Here is a 15744-nt window from a genome sequence, read left to right on the forward strand (position 1 = left end):
CCCGTATTTTGCGATCATCCACCCATTTTTCTTCCCCTTCCTTCGCTATAATCACGAATTCAAAGCCCCTTTTTTGCCAAAGGATCGTGTATGACCTGCGATTTTCTCATCATCGGTGCCGGGATCATCGGCCTGAGTATGGCCCACAACCTGCGCCAACGCTATCCCGAAGCTTCCATCGTCGTCATCGACAAGGAGCCGGAGCTTGGCCGACACGCCAGCGGCCGCAACAGCGGGGTGCTCCACGCCGGGTTTTACTACACTGCCGAAAGCCTCAAAGCCCGTTTCACCCGGGAAGGAAACGCGGCGATGCGGGCGTTTTGCCATAAGCACGGCCTGGCGATCAACGAATGCGGCAAGCTGGTCGTCGCCCGCAATGAATCAGAACGCCAAACCCTCCACGAACTGCTGCGACGGGGAGAGGCCAACGGCGTGGATGTGCGAATCGTCAGCGAAGAGGAAGCGAGGGAGATCGAACCCAACTGCCGCACATACCGGGAGGCCCTCCACAGCCCCACTACGGCGACTGTCGATCCCAAAGCGGTGCTGAGGAAATTGCGGGAGATCGTTACCGATGAAGGGACCCGGCTCATGCTGGGCAATCCCTGGATGGGGAACCTGGGCAACAATCACATCCTCACCCGCACCCACAGCATTACCGCCGGCCGCATCATCAACTGCGCCGGGCTCTACGCCGACCGCATCGCCCAGGCCTACGGTTTCGGGGAGCGCTATACGATCCTCCCTTTCAAAGGGATCTACCTCAAATACAGCGGCAGCCCCGCGCCGCTGCGCACCAACATCTACCCCGTCCCCAAGCTCGAAAATCCCTTTCTCGGAGTCCACTACACCGTGACCGTCGACGGCACGGTCAAGATCGGGCCTACCGCCATCCCCGCCTTTTGGCGGGAGAATTATCAGGGGCTTAGCCGCTTCCGCCCCGATGAGCTGAGCGAAATCCTCTGGTACGACGCCAAACTCTTCCTCAGTGATAGCTTCGGCTTCCGCCGCCTGGCCCTGGAAGAGTTTCGCAAATACTCCAAAAAACATTTGGCCGCCCTCGCCGCGGAGATGGTGCAGCAGATCGAGCCCGAGCGCTTCGACACCTGGAGCACCCCCGGCATCCGCGCCCAGCTCCTCGACAAAGAGAGCCTGGAGCTGGTCCATGATTTCATCGTCGAAGGGGATGAGAAGAGCCTCCATATCCTCAACGCCGTCTCCCCCGCCTTCACCTGCGCCCTCCCCTTCACGGAATGGGTAATCGGAGAACACTTAAGTTAAAGTCGCAAGTCGCAAGCACGGGCCTTCGGCCCTCACGTCGCAAGTTTTTAGTCGTCAGTCGTTGGTATCAATTTGGTTGCTAGCCGTCCCGTTTCTCAACACTCAATTCTGAGCTAAAGCGGTTTTTCGGGTTGCTAAAAATCCTTTAAACCTTCGGTAATATGGTGCGTGAATGCCTCCACCGGCTAATAGCCGGTGGCTTCAGATTACGGCTGAAAGCCGGTCATTCAGCCTGAAGGCCGTCAGTCGATCAGACAACTCGGAACTCATCATCAAGCTCTGGTGGTTGTTGGTTCTTGATATATTCCATCCAGACTTCATCGGTCACATTTCCACTCGTTGCAACCCAGTATCCTCTCGCCCACAAATGCTGCCCCCAATACCGCTTCTTCAGCATCCGAAATTCACTCATCAATTTATGCGAACTCTTCCCTTTCAAATATTGCACCGCTTTCGATACGGACATATTTGGCGGTATCCCTATCAACAAATGTACATGATCCCGATTGATGGATCCTGCATAAATCACCATCTCCCGACTCATCGCAATCTCACGCAACAAATCTCGGCATCGATACCCTACATCCCCTTTTAAGACTGGATAACGGTATTTTGTCGTCCACACGAGATGGTATTTACAATCCCATACTGTATGCCCACCACTTTTATACTCTTGCATCTCTCAAGCATACCATATCCCGGCCGCCTAAAGGCGTGGGGTTTACGGATCCCCGATGGGGGACTCTAAAAAGGACTTTTTTACAGATGGCTTGTAAAAAAGTGCCCTATCTGTGGTTCAAAAGCGACGAAAAAGAATGGTAAAAGAGCAGGAATTCAGCGCTATTTTTGCCAAAGTTGCCGGCAGAGCTTCTCTTCTCGTAGACGTCCCTCCCGCCTCAGAAAACGACTCTTTACTGCCTACTTCTATGAGCACCAAACCCTCAAAGCCTTATCCCGGACCTATCATAAGGATCGGGAGTGGATTCAACGTCAGATTCATAGCTATGAACCGCCAAAGACTTCACCACATCCCAGACCGGTCACTTTGGTTATCGATGCGACATTCTTCGGAAAACGGGGAGAGGGCTTTGGTGTTCTTGTAGCTAAAGATATCCTGAGTGGCCAACTGGTAGCGTATCGTTTCATTCAGACTGAGACGCTCAATGAATATGCGATGCTTCGGCAAAGCCTTCTGGATCAGGGCTTTATCATCCAGGCCGTCACCGTCGATGGCCGACGGGGATTGTTTGGGCTCTTTGCCGACCTTCCGGTTCAAATGTGCCATTTCCATCAACAAGCCATTCTCACTCGTTATCTGACGCGCAGACCTACCTATCAAGCCTCTAGGGATCTCAAGCGTATCGCTTCCTATCTTGGACAGACAACCCCCTGCCGTTTCCGCTATATGCTGGAAGCCTGGCTCCAACGGCACAAAGATTTCTATGAAGAGAAAACCCCTGACGATTCTCCACGTGGATGGCATTACACCCATGATCGACTCCGCTCGGCCTATCGAAGTCTTGAACGCAATCTTCCTTATCTCTTCACGTATAAAACCCATCCTCATCTTGGCATAGCCAATACAACCAATACTTTGGATGGTGGACTCTTCTCTCCTATGAAAGCTTTATTGAAAATCCATCGGGGTATTGGAGACTCTATGAAGAAGAAACTCATCACTGATTTCCTAGAAAAAGCAATGAAATAGCAACCCGAAAACCCGCTTTAAGTCTCAATTCTCAATTCTCAATTCTCAACTCTCCATTCTCAATTAATCGGTTACTCATTACTCGGTTACTCGGTTGCTCGGTTGCTCAGTTGCTCGGTTGCTCAGTTGCTCGGTTACTCATTCCTCATTTCCCTATATAGAGCTGCCTCGGCCGTGCGATCTTCGCTTCGGGGGATTTGCGGAATTCGATCCACTGGGCCACCCAACCCACGGTCCGTCCGATGACGAAGACGGGAGTGAACATAGAGCGGGGCAGTCCCAGGGCGGTGAGGATGATACCGGAGTAGAAGTCGATATTGGGATAGAGCTTGCGCTTGATGAAATATTCGTCGCTCAGGGCGATCTCCTCGATCCGCCGGGCAATACGCATCAGCTCCGTATCGAGATCGAGCTCTTCGACGAGCTGATCCTGGAGCGTCTTGAGAATGCGGGCTCTGGGATCGAAGTTTTTGTAAACCCGGTGGCCGAAGCCCATCAGCCGGAAGGGGTCCTTGGGGTCTTTGGCCCGGGCGATGAATTTGTCCACATTCTCCACGCTGCCGATCATCCTGAGCTGCTCGATCACCGACTCGTTGGCTCCGCCGTGGGCCCGCCCCCAGAGCGCCGCGATCCCGGAGGCGATGGCAACATAGGGGTGGGCGCCGGTGGAGGCGACGCTGCGCACCACCGTCGTGGAAGCGTTCTGCTCGTGGTCGGCGTGGAGGGTGAAGATGGTATCGAGGGCCTGGACTTCGATGGGCTTGATCTCCCTGGGCCCGGAGGGGTCGCGGTGGAGCTTGCCTCCGGGATAGGCCCGCAGCATATAGAGGAAATTCTCGGTGAAGCTCCGGTCGATATCGGGATAGATATAGGTGGCCCCCAGGCTGTGCCGATAGGCGAAGGCTGCCAGAGTGGGCATCTTGGCGATGATCCGGTGGGCCATCTCGCGGTAATCCTCGTCACTCTCGAGCTTCAGGTGCTCGTAGTAAAAAGCCGAAAGTGCCGTCGCTCCGGCGCTGAGGGTCGACATAGGGTGGGCATTGTCGGGCATGGTCTCGAAAAGCTTCACCAGGCTTTCGGGCAAAAAGGCCCGGTGCCGCAGCTCCAGGTCCAGAGCCGTCAGCTCCTCCTCGGTGGGGAGCTTCCCTTCAAGAAGCAGATGACAAACCTCCAGATAGCTGTGGCCTGTGGCCAACTCTTCGATGGGGATCCCCCGATAACGCAGCTCCCCCTTTTCGCCGTCGATGAAAGTGATCTCGGAGCGGCAGCTCGCCGTGGAGGTAAAACCGGGATCGTAGCTGAACATCCCGCTGTCACGGTAAAAGCTCCGCATATCCACCGCCGCGGGCCCCCGGCTCCCTTCGAGGATGGGATACTCATAGTGTTTGCCGTTGCGGTTGTCGATCAGAGTCATCGTCTTTTTGCCCATCTTTTGCCTCCTGGGATACTGATGATTTCAGTATATCATAGGGCCATAGCGTCTCTCCGGCACAGGCCGAGCTTTTTCATTGACCCGTAACGATGATCAGGAATCGGAACGCAGCCACTCAAGCGCTTCGTTGTAATCGCTAAAGAAACGTATCTCCCCTTTACTGAAATGTTTGAAGAGTTCTATAGAGAGCTCCTCCCACTTTTTATCGCCGACGATGGCCATTTTTTTGAAGGCGTTTCGCAGTTTCAGGCCAAACTTCATATCATCCAAGGCCGCCTCGAAGCTCCAACCCTCGAATTGACGCATATCCACCAGGATATCGAGCTCTTTGTCCCGGGCCGCCTCGATGGCATGTTCCATAACGGGGATCATCACCTGATAGTCCCGGTGATGGAGTTTGCCCTGCATTCGGATCTCCACATATTCGTGCTTTCCGTCTGCCTTGATCGTGATGTTCACCCCTCGGGTATCGATTTCGATGGACATATTGGACTCCTTTTTGTGTGATACCTCTATTATACCTCTGCGTCCCGTTTGTCTTTCGTTTATGGTAGAATTCCGGATTTTCAATTCGAGCAGACTCACAACAGGAATCCCAACTATGAAAATCCCTATGATCCCCTTGCGCAACTATGCCCGGGACAATCTCAAAAACGACCTTCTCTCCGGGCTCGTGGTCGCCGTGGCCCTGGTGCCGGAAGCGATCGCCTTCAGCTTCATCGTCGGCATCAACCCCATCATCGGTCTCTATACCGCCTTTATCCTGGGATTGGTCACGGCGATCCTCGGGGGAAAGCCGGGGATGATCAGCGGCGCGACCGGTTCGGTGGCGGTCGTCCTGGTGGGATTGGCGGTGGCCGCCTCGGCGATCCTCAAGCATGCAGGCCTCAGCGGTGACGCCCTGGAGCTTGGAGTACTGCAGTATATCTTCCTCACCGCTATCCTGGCGGGGCTGATCCAGATCCTCTTTGGGGTACTGCGCTTCGGCAAATTTATCCGCCTGGTCCCCCTACCCGCCATCTACGGCTTCGTCAACGGGCTGGCCATCGTCATCGCCCTCTCCCAGCTGAAGTTTTTCCACGGTCAGGACTGGGTGATGGTCTCCATCGTCATCGCCACCATGCTCATTATGTATTACCTCCCCCGCTATACCAAGGCGGTCCCCGCGGGCCTGGTCGCCATCGTCGTGATGACCCTCGTGGTCTATTTCGGGCATATTCATACCCTGCTCATCGGCGATCTGGCCAACCTCAGCGAATTCAAAGGGCAGCTGCCATCCTTCCACATCCCGCCGACCCTCTTCAGCTGGGAAGCGATCAAGATGGTGGCCCCCTACGCCCTCATCGTCGCTCTGGTGGGTCTCATCGAATCCCTGCTGACCCTGGCGGTGCTGGATGAGATGAGCGGTACCCGGGGCAGCGGCAACCGGGAGTGCGTCGCCCAGGGAGTAGGCAACGTCACCTGCGGCTTCTTCGGCGCCATGCCCGGCTGTGCCATGATCGGCCAGTCGATCATCAACTTCACCTCCGGCGGGCTGGGCCGCCTCTCTTCGGCCACCGCCGCCATCGGATTGATGGTGCTGGTGGCTTCCCTGACCGACCTGCTCAACATCATCCCCGTGGGGGTGCTGGTGGGGATTATGTTTATGGTGAGCATCGGGACCTTTGAGTGGAGCAGCTTCGGCCATCTGAAGAAGATGCCGCCCGAAGATGCCTTTGTGATGGTCGTCGTAACGGTCATCACCATCTTTTTCGACCTGGCCGTCGCCGTCATTATCGGGGTGATCATCTCGGCCCTGGTCTTCGCCTGGAAACACGCCCGCATCTACGCCCGTACCAAAGAGCTGGGCAAAAACGCCAAACTCTACGAACTCTCCGGCCCCCTCTTTTTCGGCTCGGTCCAATCCTTCAACGACACCTTCGACGTGGAGAACGATCCCAAAGTGGTCGTCATCGATTTCAAAAACGCGCGGGTGATGGACTCATCGGGAGTGGAAGCGATCGAAAAACTGACGGAAAGATACGCGAAGGCGGGCAAGAAACTCACGCTGCGCCACCTCAGCGATGACTGCAAAGCGGTCCTCAAACGCGCCCGGGCCAACATCACCCAGGAGGAGGATGATCCGGGGTATAAGGTGGCGAGGGATTACTGAGAGTCGCAAGTCACGAACATCGGGCTGCGTCTCTCACTTCACGGAATTTTGTAGAGGATTTCCATTTAATTCAATATCCAAAATCTAACAACTTCCATTTCATAGGTTATAATCTCTCTATGATTGACCAGATAAAAACACTCCTGTCTCGAGATAAAAATGTTCGATTCGCCTATCTATTCGGCTCCTATGCTCGGGGAGATGCCGACGAAAAGAGCGATGTGGATCTTGCGGTCTATCTCGAAGAGTGTAGCTTCGACATAAGACTGGAGCTTCACCATAGACTTGAAAAAGCATTGCGGCGTGATGTCGATCTTCTCTGCCTCAATGAGCTAAAAAACATTTATCTGCTCGAAAAGATTCTCGATGAGGGAATCGTGGTCAAAGATCACCCGGAGAGAGACTATTTCGAAGTCTTGAAAGGGCATGAAATCATCGATTTCAAAAACTTCAAGCGATACATCGATGCGGCATAGAATCGAAGCGAAGATTAAACGGATCGAATACTATCTCGAGCTGCTGGAGAGTTACCGGGATGATTGCAAAGAACGCTTCAGAAGCGATCCGATGTTCGAAGGGGCCCTTCTACACTATCTTTATCTCGTCAGCGATGGGGCTGTCTCCCTGGTGGAGATGTTGTTAAAAAAGCTAAAGATCGGCCGGGCGCAGAGCTATTACGAAGCGATCGACACATTGGGAGAACGAGGGATCATCCCCAGGGAGTTTGCCTATGATTTTGCCAAAATCTCCTCATTTAGAAATTTTCTGGCTCACGATTATGAGAAAATAGAGCTAAAGCGGTTTTTCGGGTTGCTAAAAATCCTTTAAACCTTCGGTAATATGGTGCCTAAAAAGGACTTTTTTTACAGATGGCTTGTAAAAAAGTGCCCTATCTGTGGTTCAAAAGCGACGAAAAAGAATGGTAAAAGAGCAGGAATTCAGCGCTATTTTTTGCCAAAGTTGCCGGCAGAGCTTCTCTTCTCGTAGACGTCCCTCCCGCCTCAGAAAACGACTCTTTACTGCCTACTTCTATGAGCACCAAACCCTCAAAGCCTTATCCCGGACCTATCATAAGGATCGGGAGTGGATTCAACGTCAGATTCATAGCTATGAACCGCCAAAGACTTCACCACATCCCAGACCGGTCACTTTGGTTATCGATGCGACATTCTTCGGAAAACGGGGAGAGGGCTTTGGTGTTCTTGTAGCTAAAGATATCCTGAGTGGCCAACTGGTAGCGTATCGTTTCATTCAGACTGAGACGCTCAATGAATATGCGATGCTTCGGCAAAGCCTTCTGGATCAGGGCTTTATCATCCAGGCCGTCACCGTCGATGGCCGACGGGGATTGTTTGGGCTCTTTGCCGACCTTCCGGTTCAAATGTGCCATTTCCATCAACAAGCCATTCTCACTCGTTATCTGACGCGCAGACCTACCTATCAAGCCTCTAGGGATCTCAAGCGTATCGCTTCCTATCTTGGACAGACAACCCCCTGCCGTTTCCGCTATATGCTGGAAGCCTGGCTCCAACGGCACAAAGATTTCTATGAAGAGAAAACCCCTGACGATTCTCCACGTGGATGGCATTACACCCATGATCGACTCCGCTCGGCCTATCGAAGTCTTGAACGCAATCTTCCTTATCTCTTCACGTATAAAACCCATCCTCATCTTGGCATAGCCAATACAACCAATACTTTGGATGGTGGACTCTTCTCTCCTATGAAAGCTTTATTGAAAATCCATCGGGGTATTGGAGACTCTATGAAGAAGAAACTCATCACTGATTTCCTAGAAAAAGCAATGAAATAGCAACCCGAAAACCCGCTTTAAGTCAGAAAATAGATTATCTTCTCATCTGCGATGAAGCGCTGCAAAAACTCGATGATATTCGTCGCTATCTCGATTTCATAAAGGAGTCATTGGATCTGAATTGAGCCAAAGCCTTCAATCAGGCACCCGATCATTGCACAGATCATCATCAAAGCAGCCAAGCCAATGGTCAAGACTATGCCGGCAAAACCGCAACAGAACTCCGGAAAGCCTTGCGATAAGAGCGCAGTGCTTGATCGCCGGAGTCACTTCAGCTTTTTGCTGACATCGATGAAGCGCTGATCGCTTTTGGTATGCAGCCGCAAAATCTTTTTGCCGTCAAGGTTGAACTTCTTCAGATCGACCACTTTGATACTCTGATCGTCATAAGTCTTGTAATAAAAGCGCAGGTTTTTGGTATCTCTGACCAGTGTCAGCATCGTATAGTCGGAGAAGATTTTGCCGTCTTCGATGGTCCGGGCCGCACCGACAGGGATGTCGAAGTTGTTGAGAATGTGGAAGACCTGCATTACCCCTTCTTCGGCTGTTTTGGCAGGAATGGTAGTTGCGGCGAAAGCAGCGGCTCTGATGAAACGGGAAGGAGGAGTAAAATCTCCGGGGAGACCGAGCATACCCGCCCCCTGTCCGAGGGGTTTGATCGTCATACCGAAGAGTTTGACCTCCTTCGGTGTGTGGGCCAGCAGGTTGGCATAGTTTCGCAGATTGGTCATATGCCAATCGAAGGTCGGGGAATTGGTGATGACACCGATGGGATTGTCATAGATCTTCAATTTGCCATTGAGGGGCTCGATGACGATGCTCTTGCCCGTGCGGTCATAGACGATGAAGTGAAAGGGCTGTACCTGGGGAGGGAAGCCGGGGGTGAGGACCGGTGAAATCGCCACTTCGTTATTTTCGATCGCCTTTTTGACCTCGTCGACCGTCGCAAAGCGGGAGAGAATCCACTGGGTGAAGTCAGAGGAGGAGAGGGAGATCTTCTGGTTCTTTTTGGTGGTCACCGAATATTTCGCGTATCCCGGGAAATAGAAACTGGCGGTCGCCAGGCCCTTTTCATTCATCCCGTCGACGATCACTTCGTTGTCAACGAGGATCATCCCGACTGAAGCATATTTGGAAGTCCACTGCTTCCCGGGCCCGAGGGTCGTGGTACCGGTAAACTTATATCCCCGGGGAACGACGACGACACTGGTATCGAGGAAAACGCCGAATTCAACAGTCCGACCGTTGATGGCAGCGTTGTCTTTGGTCTTGATCTGGCAGCCGGTACAGGCATCGGCGGGGCTGAAGCCCAGCAACATAATCGCGGCGGCCGCTGTGACCAATCCTTTGGCGTGTTGTTTGATTTTCATTTTTTCTCCTTTGATTTTTGATTGAGCTGAATTATTTGGGAAACATAAGAGTGAAGACCAGTCTCACTCCCCAGCCTTTGGGGCCGTTGTCAGGGCTTTTAGCATAATATTTCACACCGCCGCCGTAACTGACAAGCTGTTTGCCGATCTTCCCGACCTGGGAAACCGTCAGGTAGAGGGGCACACTCCAGCGTTCCCCTCCTTCGGCTGTCCAGTCATAGGTCGACTCGGTCATAAAGGTCGCCGAAAGCGCACTAGGAGTCGTATAGGTGAGAAAGGGTTGGACGAAGGATTGATTGATACGATCGACCCTCTCGTCGCTCCCGGCATAGGACCAGATATGGTTGGCAAGGATACCGTAAGTCCAAGGTCCCTGCTGCTTCAGAGCGACAGCCGTGGGACCTGCCCCCCATTTCTTGGCAGACTGCTCCGTCCCCGAAGGGAAGAGAAAGACCGGGCCTGCCCCCCAGATCCATCCGCTATCGCTCGGAGCCTTCGGGGAGAAAAAGACGCTCTGGACGATATCGCCCACTCCTCCGTCGATCCCGCTTCCCAAGGGATAATTGTCGGTACGGATGACCGGCAGGATGGTTCGGGAGATCACATTCCAATCTTCATTGAGGGAAAAAGGAATGACCGGCTGGATATTGAGAGTCCACTTGTTGCTATCGTTGCCGGACGTTCCGAAAAAGCCACGGTCGTAATTGAGCTGGAAGGGGACCGAGATCAGCGTGGCGATGGGGTTGGCGAGCTGCTTCGCCAGTTCCGCCTCTTCGTGGGTCTGCCTCCCCTGTGCCGGAGCATTGGCGGCCGCTCCCGCCTGGCCCGCCATCAGAGAGCCTTGTAGGGAGAGCACGCTCAGGCAGATAGCGCCGATACGGCGAAAGGCCTGAACTCTTTGGATCATGGAACTGTTTTTCATCTAAAGTGGATCCTTTTCGAAGATTATCGATTTCCGCAGAAATCGTCGAAGGTCTCTTCGGTCTTGGCGAAACCCTCACGCTTTGCCAGTTCCCAGGGCCTTTCGCACTTTTGGGTCTTGGCGCACCAGCGGTAGCCCGCCGAAGCGATGCAGCCGTGCGCATCCCGGTCCGCCCCCGCTTTCGCGGGGCGCTGGGCCTCCACCGCAGCGGAGGGAGAGCCGCCCGTCGCATTGCAAGCCGTCAGGCCCAGGCCGGCCAGGGAGAGTATGCCGATAAGCAGTGAACGTTTCATACCTCTTCCTTGATTCATCTGCTTTTTTGAGCAGCATCCATCATCGCCAGGGCGAATCGATGATTGAGGGCACAGACGCAGTCACCATGCTCCATGAAATGGTCGTCCTCTTTTCCGAAAGTCGCAGCACCGGAAGAGAAGAAAGGAGCCGCCGAAACCAGGCTCTCTTCCGTGTCCTTCCCGCTTTTTGGCTTGGCGTTGGGCTTAACGGGGAGCACCTTGCCTTCGAGCACGGTCCCCCAGACCGCGATATCCTTGATCTTGCGGCTCTCCACAGTGAGCGGGTTCTCCTCCAGGATCGTGAAGTTGGCCAATTTGCCTGCTTCGATGCTGCCAAACTCCTTCTCCATCCGCCAGGAGTAAGCCCCTTCGATGGTGACCGCACGCAACGCGGCCATCCGGGAGACCCGCTGTTCGGGAGCGGAGACCTTGCCCGAGGTGGAGATGCGATTGACGCCGCAATCCATCAGAAAGAGCGGCTGGGCCGGAGCCATCGGCATATCGGAGTGGTAGGAGAAGTGGACCCCCGCCCGCTCCAGATCACCCGCTGGGACCATCCGTTTGACTCGCTCGGGGGACATACCGTGCTTGGCGTAGTTGTCGGCCAGTGCCGTCACGTAATAGGGATTGGCACTGACGATGGCACCCAGACGTTTGATCTTCTTAATCTGGTCGGGCTGTGCCACCCCGAAGTGAACCGCCGTGGTGCGGTGGTCGTAACGGGGATTGCGGCGCATATTGAGTTCCAGATTGTCCAGCATCATATCCAAGCCGGCATCCCCTGTGACATGGGTGACGATCATATAGCCCGCATCCCAGTATTTCCGGAAGGCTTTGGCATAGAGCTCCGGCGTCATCATCCACTCACCCTTGTGCCCGTCGGTATAGCCCTCGCGCAGCTGCATCAGCTGGGAGTAGATCGCCCCGTCGGCGAAGAGTTTGACCTGCTTGGGCTGGTAGGAGCATTTTCCTTTGCCCCAACTGAGCAGTTTTTCCGTCTCATCGATCAGGTCTCCGTCGACAAAGCGCTCCGCCAGGCTCTTGCCGTCGGGCAGAAAATAGAAGCGGAAGGGAGTACTCTCGTCTCCGAGGATAGAGTTGATGATCTCGGTCATCGGTTTGGAAATGACCCCACCCGGTTCGGATGCGGAGGTGATCCCCTGCCGGTGAAGGTAATCCCGGAAGGTCTTGAGGCCGTGCCGGAACTGATCGGTCGTCGCCACATAGGGAGCCAGCTTGCCCAGGACCCCAAAGAGCCCTGTCTCCCAGAAGTGGCCGTCCTCCAGGTCAGTCATCGCCCTGGCTTCGGGGCGCAGCGTATCGATGAACTCCTTGGTGATCCCGGTGAGCTTGATCGCGCCGGAGTTGAGGATAAATTCATGGCAGGAACGATGCCAGACAAAGATAGGGCGCTTGCTCTCGATCGCGTCCATAATCTTGCGGTTGAGTTTGCCATGAAAAGTCTGGTGGTATCCCCAGGTAAAAAGCGGAAGCTTCTTTTCGGGATCCTTCTTGTCCAGTTTGGCTAACTCTTCCTTAAAATGAGCGATATACTCGTCGTGGCCCCTTGCCTTTTTCACATAGCCACCGGGCAAGTCCCAATCTTCGATGGAGATGATGGCCGATTCCAGAGCAAGCGCTCCCAGAAAAGGGTGTACATGCTGGGCAATAAAGCCGGGAGTGACAATTTTGCCGTCGAAACTGTGATTGACCCGGTAGGGCTGGCCCTTGGCCATCGCCTTGAGCTCGTCGAGAGAACCCACGGCGAGGATACGGTCATTGACGACGGCCACGGCCTTGGCCTCGGGATTCGTCGGGTCCATGGTCAGGAACTTCTTGGCGGTGTAGATAGTGATCTCCGGCATCGCATTCGTCGCTTTGGCCAGATCCTGGAGCGAAACGCTCCGGGCAGTTTCGGAAATGTTTGGCTTTGCCTCGGAAGCGGATAGACCCACACTCATCGCTCCGGCAGCCAGCGCGACACCTTTTATGAAATCGCGTCTCTTCATTACAGTACCTTTTTCACAATGTCAGCTTCGATTTTACGCTTCTCTTTTTTGACCTTTTTGTCAACCTTTTTCTCGACGCTCGATTTGCCCATTTCTTTGACGCCCTCTTTGACGCCTTTTTTAACCTTGTGCTTGACCACCTCTGTCGCGACGCCGGCATACCCCAACGTCAGTAATCCCACCAATACTACAACCGATACTACAATTGCTTTCATATAATCTCTTTAATCTCTTTCTTTTTAAAAAATTTATTTAATTATGTCAAATAAAAATTAAATATGCATGAACAAATATATTTTGTCAGAGCTCATATTGTTTCAGCGCATCGAGAAATTCATTATTCACATACATCACCACCCGGCTGGTCCCCTCTTCTTCGGCACGCATCTTGTCGTAGAGCCGCTGCATCTCGATCCGTTTTTCTCTCGGGACAGGTTCACGGAGTGATTTGTATTCCACCACTTTGCCGTCTTTGATCATCGGAGAGACCCGTGCGTAGACCCAATAATATCCCCGGTCTTTGCGAAGGTTCTTCACATAACCTTCCCAGGTCTTGCCCGCTTTGATCGTAGCCCAGAGGTCGGCAAAAGCCGATTTGGGCATATCGGGGTGACGGATGATGTTGTGGGGTTTGCCGATGAGCTCTTCGGGCTCGTAGCCCGAGATATGGGCGAAGGTCTCGTTGACATAGGTGATGATGCCTTTGAGATCGGTTCGGGAGATGATGAGCTCATTTTCGGGCACTTCTGTTTCGATAAACATATCAAAGCTGGTATCCATAGTTTCCTCCTTCTTTGGCTTGCTCTATTCTACCTAAGCACCTCATCCACCCTATTGAGACGGGTCAATCTTTGAGACGGATGCGCTGGACGAATTCCAGCTCAATCTTTTTGCCGGCGATCGTGTCGATTTGCTTTTTGAGTTTCTTGATCTCTTCGTTTTCAAGCGGACTGGAAACGACCAGATCACAGATCAGTAGATCACCCCGGGCGTGGCGAATCTCCAGACGGTCGAGGGTCGCCACCTTTTTCCCGATATGAAACTCCTGGTTTTGAAGGCGGTGAATCAGCTGTGCATCCCAGGCCATCTGACGGTAGGAGAGCGTCAAGGGGATCGCTACCATAACGACAATCCCCAGACTGAACCCCAGACCTTTTTTGGCCCGGTGCATCGGCGAAAAGCCCATCAGCATAAAGATAAACGCCGCTGCCAGGACAATGCCGGCGAAGTTGGTGAGGAAGAGGAGAAAGGCGTGATAGAAGATGGAGAGTTCGCCCCAGCCCAGGCCGATCCCTGCCGTCGAGAGGGGCGGGACCAAAGCGACGGCGATGGCGACCCCGACGAGGGAGCCGCTGATTTTGGGATTGTTTTTGGCATAGGCCGCCGCCGCGCCGGAGACGACGGCGACGATCAGATCCAGAAGCGTCGGATGGAGTCTGCCCGCCATTTCAGCCGTCACTTGACGGAAGGGGAGCAGCCAGGCGACACTCATGGCACTGGCAAGCGTCAACCCCACACCGACCAGGACGGTGCGCAGCGAACCGTATGAGAGCGTACTATCCCAACGAAGCATCCCCATCGAAAAGGTGACGATCGGCTGCATCAGAGGGGCCAGAAGCATCGCACCGATCACGACCGAGGCACTGTTGAGGAACAGCCCCACCGTCGCCAGCAGCGTACTGAAGATCATCAGGATCATAAAGGTGCTGGTGAGTTTCCCCTCCTCCCGCAGCGTGGCGAAGAGCTCTTTGTACTCCTGCTCGCTGGCGTGGGTCAAAAGCGGCAGGCGTTTCTGCGCATATTCCACCGCCTCGTCTCCCTGGGGGAGATGGTCGACCCGGATCGTCTCCTTGTCGGTCTGGGTGGGCTTGTTGCGCTCCCAAAACTTTTCGCCGGCACAGAAACGGACCCCTTTGGGATGGATTTGAAAAGTCGCCGGGGTTGTCCCTTTCTCTTCCCCATCGATGGAAATCGGCAGTGGAGGATCGCACTCGAAGGTCAGGGCCTGGGACTTGATGAGGCCGACGGAACTGGGCAGAGTCTGTTTGTGATATCGGGTGAAGATCGTGATAAAGACGTGATAGATGTAGGAGACGATGGAGAGGGGTGAAATCAAAATCGCCCGGAGTTGCCCGTCGTTGTAGGTATTATCGGGCAGGAGGTTGGCGGCGAAGGTACTGGTTTTTCGGTTGAAGATCAGCGATCCCGTGATCGCCGTGACGATCTGCTGGCCCTTCGCCGTGGTCACTTTGGTCCGCACCCGTTTGAGCGATACGGTCTTTCGGATCGCTTCGATGAAAAGCTCGAATTTGTTCGTCTCGATGTCATCGTGGAGGAAGGCGTTGTGCAGGGAGAGTGGAGGCGCATCGCCCACCAGGGCATTGAAGATCACCAGCTCCTCTTCACAATAGAGGAGATCGATGGATTGGGGTTCTGCCCTTTCCAAAAAATCGAGATTTTCCTGCAAAGAGCCCGTTATATCCAGAATCCGCGCCAGTTTGCGCTGTTTCGGTGTGGGGATCAGGCCCAGAGAGTATCCCTCCGCTTCAGCCTTGACGATCGCCTCTTTCAAAAACTTCAGCGAACCGTAGGCCACCACACGGTCTTCGGGGCCCAATCGGCTTTGGAAAAAGGCCTTGTCGTCGAGATAGTGCCACTCCCGCTCGGCGATCCCCGTCTGCAGTTCTTCGGGGAGCTCCTCGATCGGCCCGTCGTGGACAAAAAATTTTCGGATTTTTTTCTCCTCCTGCTCTTCGCCGGGCAT

At 54.0% G+C, this 15744-nt stretch carries 17 protein-coding genes; 7 read left to right on the top strand and 10 right to left on the bottom strand.

Translation table 11 applies throughout. From position 1 onward, the window contains the following. Positions 1-90: 90 nt before the first annotated feature. Positions 91-1281 (top strand): L-2-hydroxyglutarate oxidase, encoded by a 1191-nt coding sequence (gene lhgO / locus NITSA_RS06400; protein ID WP_013554208.1) that lies wholly within the window; start codon positions 91-93, stop codon positions 1279-1281. A 250-nt stretch (positions 1282-1531) separates the two neighbouring features. Here lhgO and tnpA read toward each other — a convergent pair whose 3' ends face one another. Next, positions 1532-1960: an IS200/IS605 family transposase gene (gene tnpA, locus NITSA_RS06405; RefSeq protein ID WP_013554209.1), complete on the bottom strand. Its 429-nt coding sequence runs from the start codon at positions 1958-1960 to the stop codon at positions 1532-1534. 108 nt (positions 1961-2068) lie between these two features. On the opposite strand from tnpA, the gene NITSA_RS11115 reads away from it, so the two are divergent. Continuing rightward, positions 2069-2989 (top strand): IS256 family transposase, variant Zn-binding type, encoded by a 921-nt coding sequence (locus NITSA_RS11115; protein ID WP_083799710.1) that lies wholly within the window; start codon positions 2069-2071, stop codon positions 2987-2989. A gap of 145 nt (positions 2990-3134) precedes the next feature. Here the strand turns inward: NITSA_RS11115 and NITSA_RS06415 are convergent, their stop codons facing one another. Both NITSA_RS06415 and NITSA_RS06420 read right to left on the bottom strand, forming a co-directional pair. After that, a complete protein-coding gene (locus tag NITSA_RS06415; RefSeq protein ID WP_013554211.1) occupies positions 3135-4418 on the bottom strand; it encodes a citrate synthase in 1284 nt (427 codons plus the stop codon). Positions 4419-4514: 96 nt separating this feature from the next. Next, positions 4515-4907 (bottom strand): SpoIIAA family protein, encoded by a 393-nt coding sequence (locus tag NITSA_RS06420; protein ID WP_013554212.1) that lies wholly within the window; start codon positions 4905-4907, stop codon positions 4515-4517. Between the two features lie 115 nt (positions 4908-5022). Here NITSA_RS06420 and NITSA_RS06425 point away from each other — a divergent pair, with 115 nt between their 5' ends. The 5 genes from NITSA_RS06425 to NITSA_RS11120 all read left to right on the top strand — a co-directional run bounded on the left by NITSA_RS06425 (position 5023) and on the right by NITSA_RS11120 (position 8386). Beyond that, positions 5023-6573, top strand: a complete 1551-nt coding sequence (locus tag NITSA_RS06425) for a SulP family inorganic anion transporter (protein ID WP_013554213.1) — start codon at positions 5023-5025, stop codon at positions 6571-6573. A 119-nt stretch (positions 6574-6692) separates the two neighbouring features. Beyond that, the gene (gene mntA, locus NITSA_RS06430; protein ID WP_013554214.1) at positions 6693-7049 is read left to right on the top strand and encodes a type VII toxin-antitoxin system MntA family adenylyltransferase antitoxin; all 357 of its coding nucleotides are present in this window, start codon (positions 6693-6695) and stop codon (positions 7047-7049) included. Beyond that, positions 7039-7401, top strand: coding sequence for a type VII toxin-antitoxin system HepT family RNase toxin (gene hepT / locus NITSA_RS06435; protein WP_013554215.1), 363 nt, complete (start codon positions 7039-7041; stop codon positions 7399-7401). Before mntA ends, hepT begins: the two co-directional genes overlap by 11 nt. A gap of 12 nt (positions 7402-7413) precedes the next feature. Beyond that, the gene (locus tag NITSA_RS11775) at positions 7414-7560 is read left to right on the top strand and encodes a transposase-like zinc-binding domain-containing protein (protein ID WP_425357268.1); all 147 of its coding nucleotides are present in this window, start codon (positions 7414-7416) and stop codon (positions 7558-7560) included. Next, positions 7493-8386, top strand: coding sequence for an IS256 family transposase, variant Zn-binding type (locus tag NITSA_RS11120; RefSeq protein ID WP_245526289.1), 894 nt, complete (start codon positions 7493-7495; stop codon positions 8384-8386). Before NITSA_RS11775 ends, NITSA_RS11120 begins: the two co-directional genes overlap by 68 nt. 266 nt (positions 8387-8652) lie before the next feature. Here NITSA_RS11120 and NITSA_RS06445 read toward each other — a convergent pair whose 3' ends face one another. From NITSA_RS06445 to NITSA_RS10900, 7 genes are all read right to left on the bottom strand, one after another. Then, positions 8653-9756, bottom strand: coding sequence for a linear amide C-N hydrolase (locus NITSA_RS06445; RefSeq protein WP_013554216.1), 1104 nt, complete (start codon positions 9754-9756; stop codon positions 8653-8655). A 31-nt stretch (positions 9757-9787) separates the two neighbouring features. Beyond that, positions 9788-10678 (bottom strand): hypothetical protein, encoded by an 891-nt coding sequence (locus NITSA_RS06450; protein WP_013554217.1) that lies wholly within the window; start codon positions 10676-10678, stop codon positions 9788-9790. Positions 10679-10701: 23 nt separating this feature from the next. After that, positions 10702-10971 carry a hypothetical protein gene (locus NITSA_RS06455; RefSeq protein WP_013554218.1) on the bottom strand — a complete coding sequence of 90 codons (270 nt, stop codon included), beginning with the start codon at positions 10969-10971 and terminating at the stop codon, positions 10702-10704. A gap of 14 nt (positions 10972-10985) precedes the next feature. After that, positions 10986-12980, bottom strand: a complete 1995-nt coding sequence (locus NITSA_RS06460) for an amidohydrolase (RefSeq protein WP_013554219.1) — start codon at positions 12978-12980, stop codon at positions 10986-10988. Further along, positions 12980-13195 carry a hypothetical protein gene (locus tag NITSA_RS06465; RefSeq protein ID WP_013554220.1) on the bottom strand — a complete coding sequence of 72 codons (216 nt, stop codon included), beginning with the start codon at positions 13193-13195 and terminating at the stop codon, positions 12980-12982. The genes NITSA_RS06460 and NITSA_RS06465 overlap by 1 nt, the downstream gene beginning before the upstream one ends. An 85-nt stretch (positions 13196-13280) precedes the next feature. Continuing rightward, positions 13281-13760: a PAS domain-containing protein gene (locus tag NITSA_RS06470; RefSeq protein ID WP_013554221.1), complete on the bottom strand. Its 480-nt coding sequence runs from the start codon at positions 13758-13760 to the stop codon at positions 13281-13283. Between the two features lie 64 nt (positions 13761-13824). Further along, positions 13825-15744 (bottom strand): TIGR00341 family protein, encoded by a 1920-nt coding sequence (locus NITSA_RS10900; RefSeq protein ID WP_013554222.1) that lies wholly within the window; start codon positions 15742-15744, stop codon positions 13825-13827.

Origin of the sequence: Nitratifractor salsuginis DSM 16511, assembly GCF_000186245.1 — a bacterium.
Taxonomy (GTDB): domain Bacteria; phylum Campylobacterota; class Campylobacteria; order Campylobacterales; family Sulfurovaceae; genus Nitratifractor; species Nitratifractor salsuginis.

Coding starts and splice junctions, on each gene's coding strand:
- NITSA_RS06420 (WP_013554212.1), bottom strand. CDS start 4,907: ATGTCCATCGAAATCGATACCCGAGGGGTGAACATCACGATCAAGGCA.
- lhgO (WP_013554208.1), top strand. CDS start 91: ATGACCTGCGATTTTCTCATCATCGGTGCCGGGATCATCGGCCTGAGT.
- mntA (WP_013554214.1), top strand. CDS start 6,693: ATGATTGACCAGATAAAAACACTCCTGTCTCGAGATAAAAATGTTCGA.
- NITSA_RS06455 (WP_013554218.1), bottom strand. CDS start 10,971: ATGAAACGTTCACTGCTTATCGGCATACTCTCCCTGGCCGGCCTGGGC.
- NITSA_RS11775 (WP_425357268.1), top strand. CDS start 7,414: ATGGTGCCTAAAAAGGACTTTTTTTACAGATGGCTTGTAAAAAAGTGC.
- NITSA_RS10900 (WP_013554222.1), bottom strand. CDS start 15,744: ATGCCCGGCGAAGAGCAGGAGGAGAAAAAAATCCGAAAATTTTTTGTC.
- NITSA_RS06445 (WP_013554216.1), bottom strand. CDS start 9,756: ATGAAAATCAAACAACACGCCAAAGGATTGGTCACAGCGGCCGCCGCG.
- NITSA_RS06450 (WP_013554217.1), bottom strand. CDS start 10,678: ATGAAAAACAGTTCCATGATCCAAAGAGTTCAGGCCTTTCGCCGTATC.
- NITSA_RS06470 (WP_013554221.1), bottom strand. CDS start 13,760: ATGGATACCAGCTTTGATATGTTTATCGAAACAGAAGTGCCCGAAAAT.
- hepT (WP_013554215.1), top strand. CDS start 7,039: ATGCGGCATAGAATCGAAGCGAAGATTAAACGGATCGAATACTATCTC.
- NITSA_RS06415 (WP_013554211.1), bottom strand. CDS start 4,418: ATGGGCAAAAAGACGATGACTCTGATCGACAACCGCAACGGCAAACAC.
- NITSA_RS06460 (WP_013554219.1), bottom strand. CDS start 12,980: ATGAAGAGACGCGATTTCATAAAAGGTGTCGCGCTGGCTGCCGGAGCG.
- NITSA_RS11120 (WP_245526289.1), top strand. CDS start 7,493: ATGGTAAAAGAGCAGGAATTCAGCGCTATTTTTTGCCAAAGTTGCCGG.
- NITSA_RS06425 (WP_013554213.1), top strand. CDS start 5,023: ATGAAAATCCCTATGATCCCCTTGCGCAACTATGCCCGGGACAATCTC.
- tnpA (WP_013554209.1), bottom strand. CDS start 1,960: ATGCAAGAGTATAAAAGTGGTGGGCATACAGTATGGGATTGTAAATAC.
- NITSA_RS06465 (WP_013554220.1), bottom strand. CDS start 13,195: ATGAAAGCAATTGTAGTATCGGTTGTAGTATTGGTGGGATTACTGACG.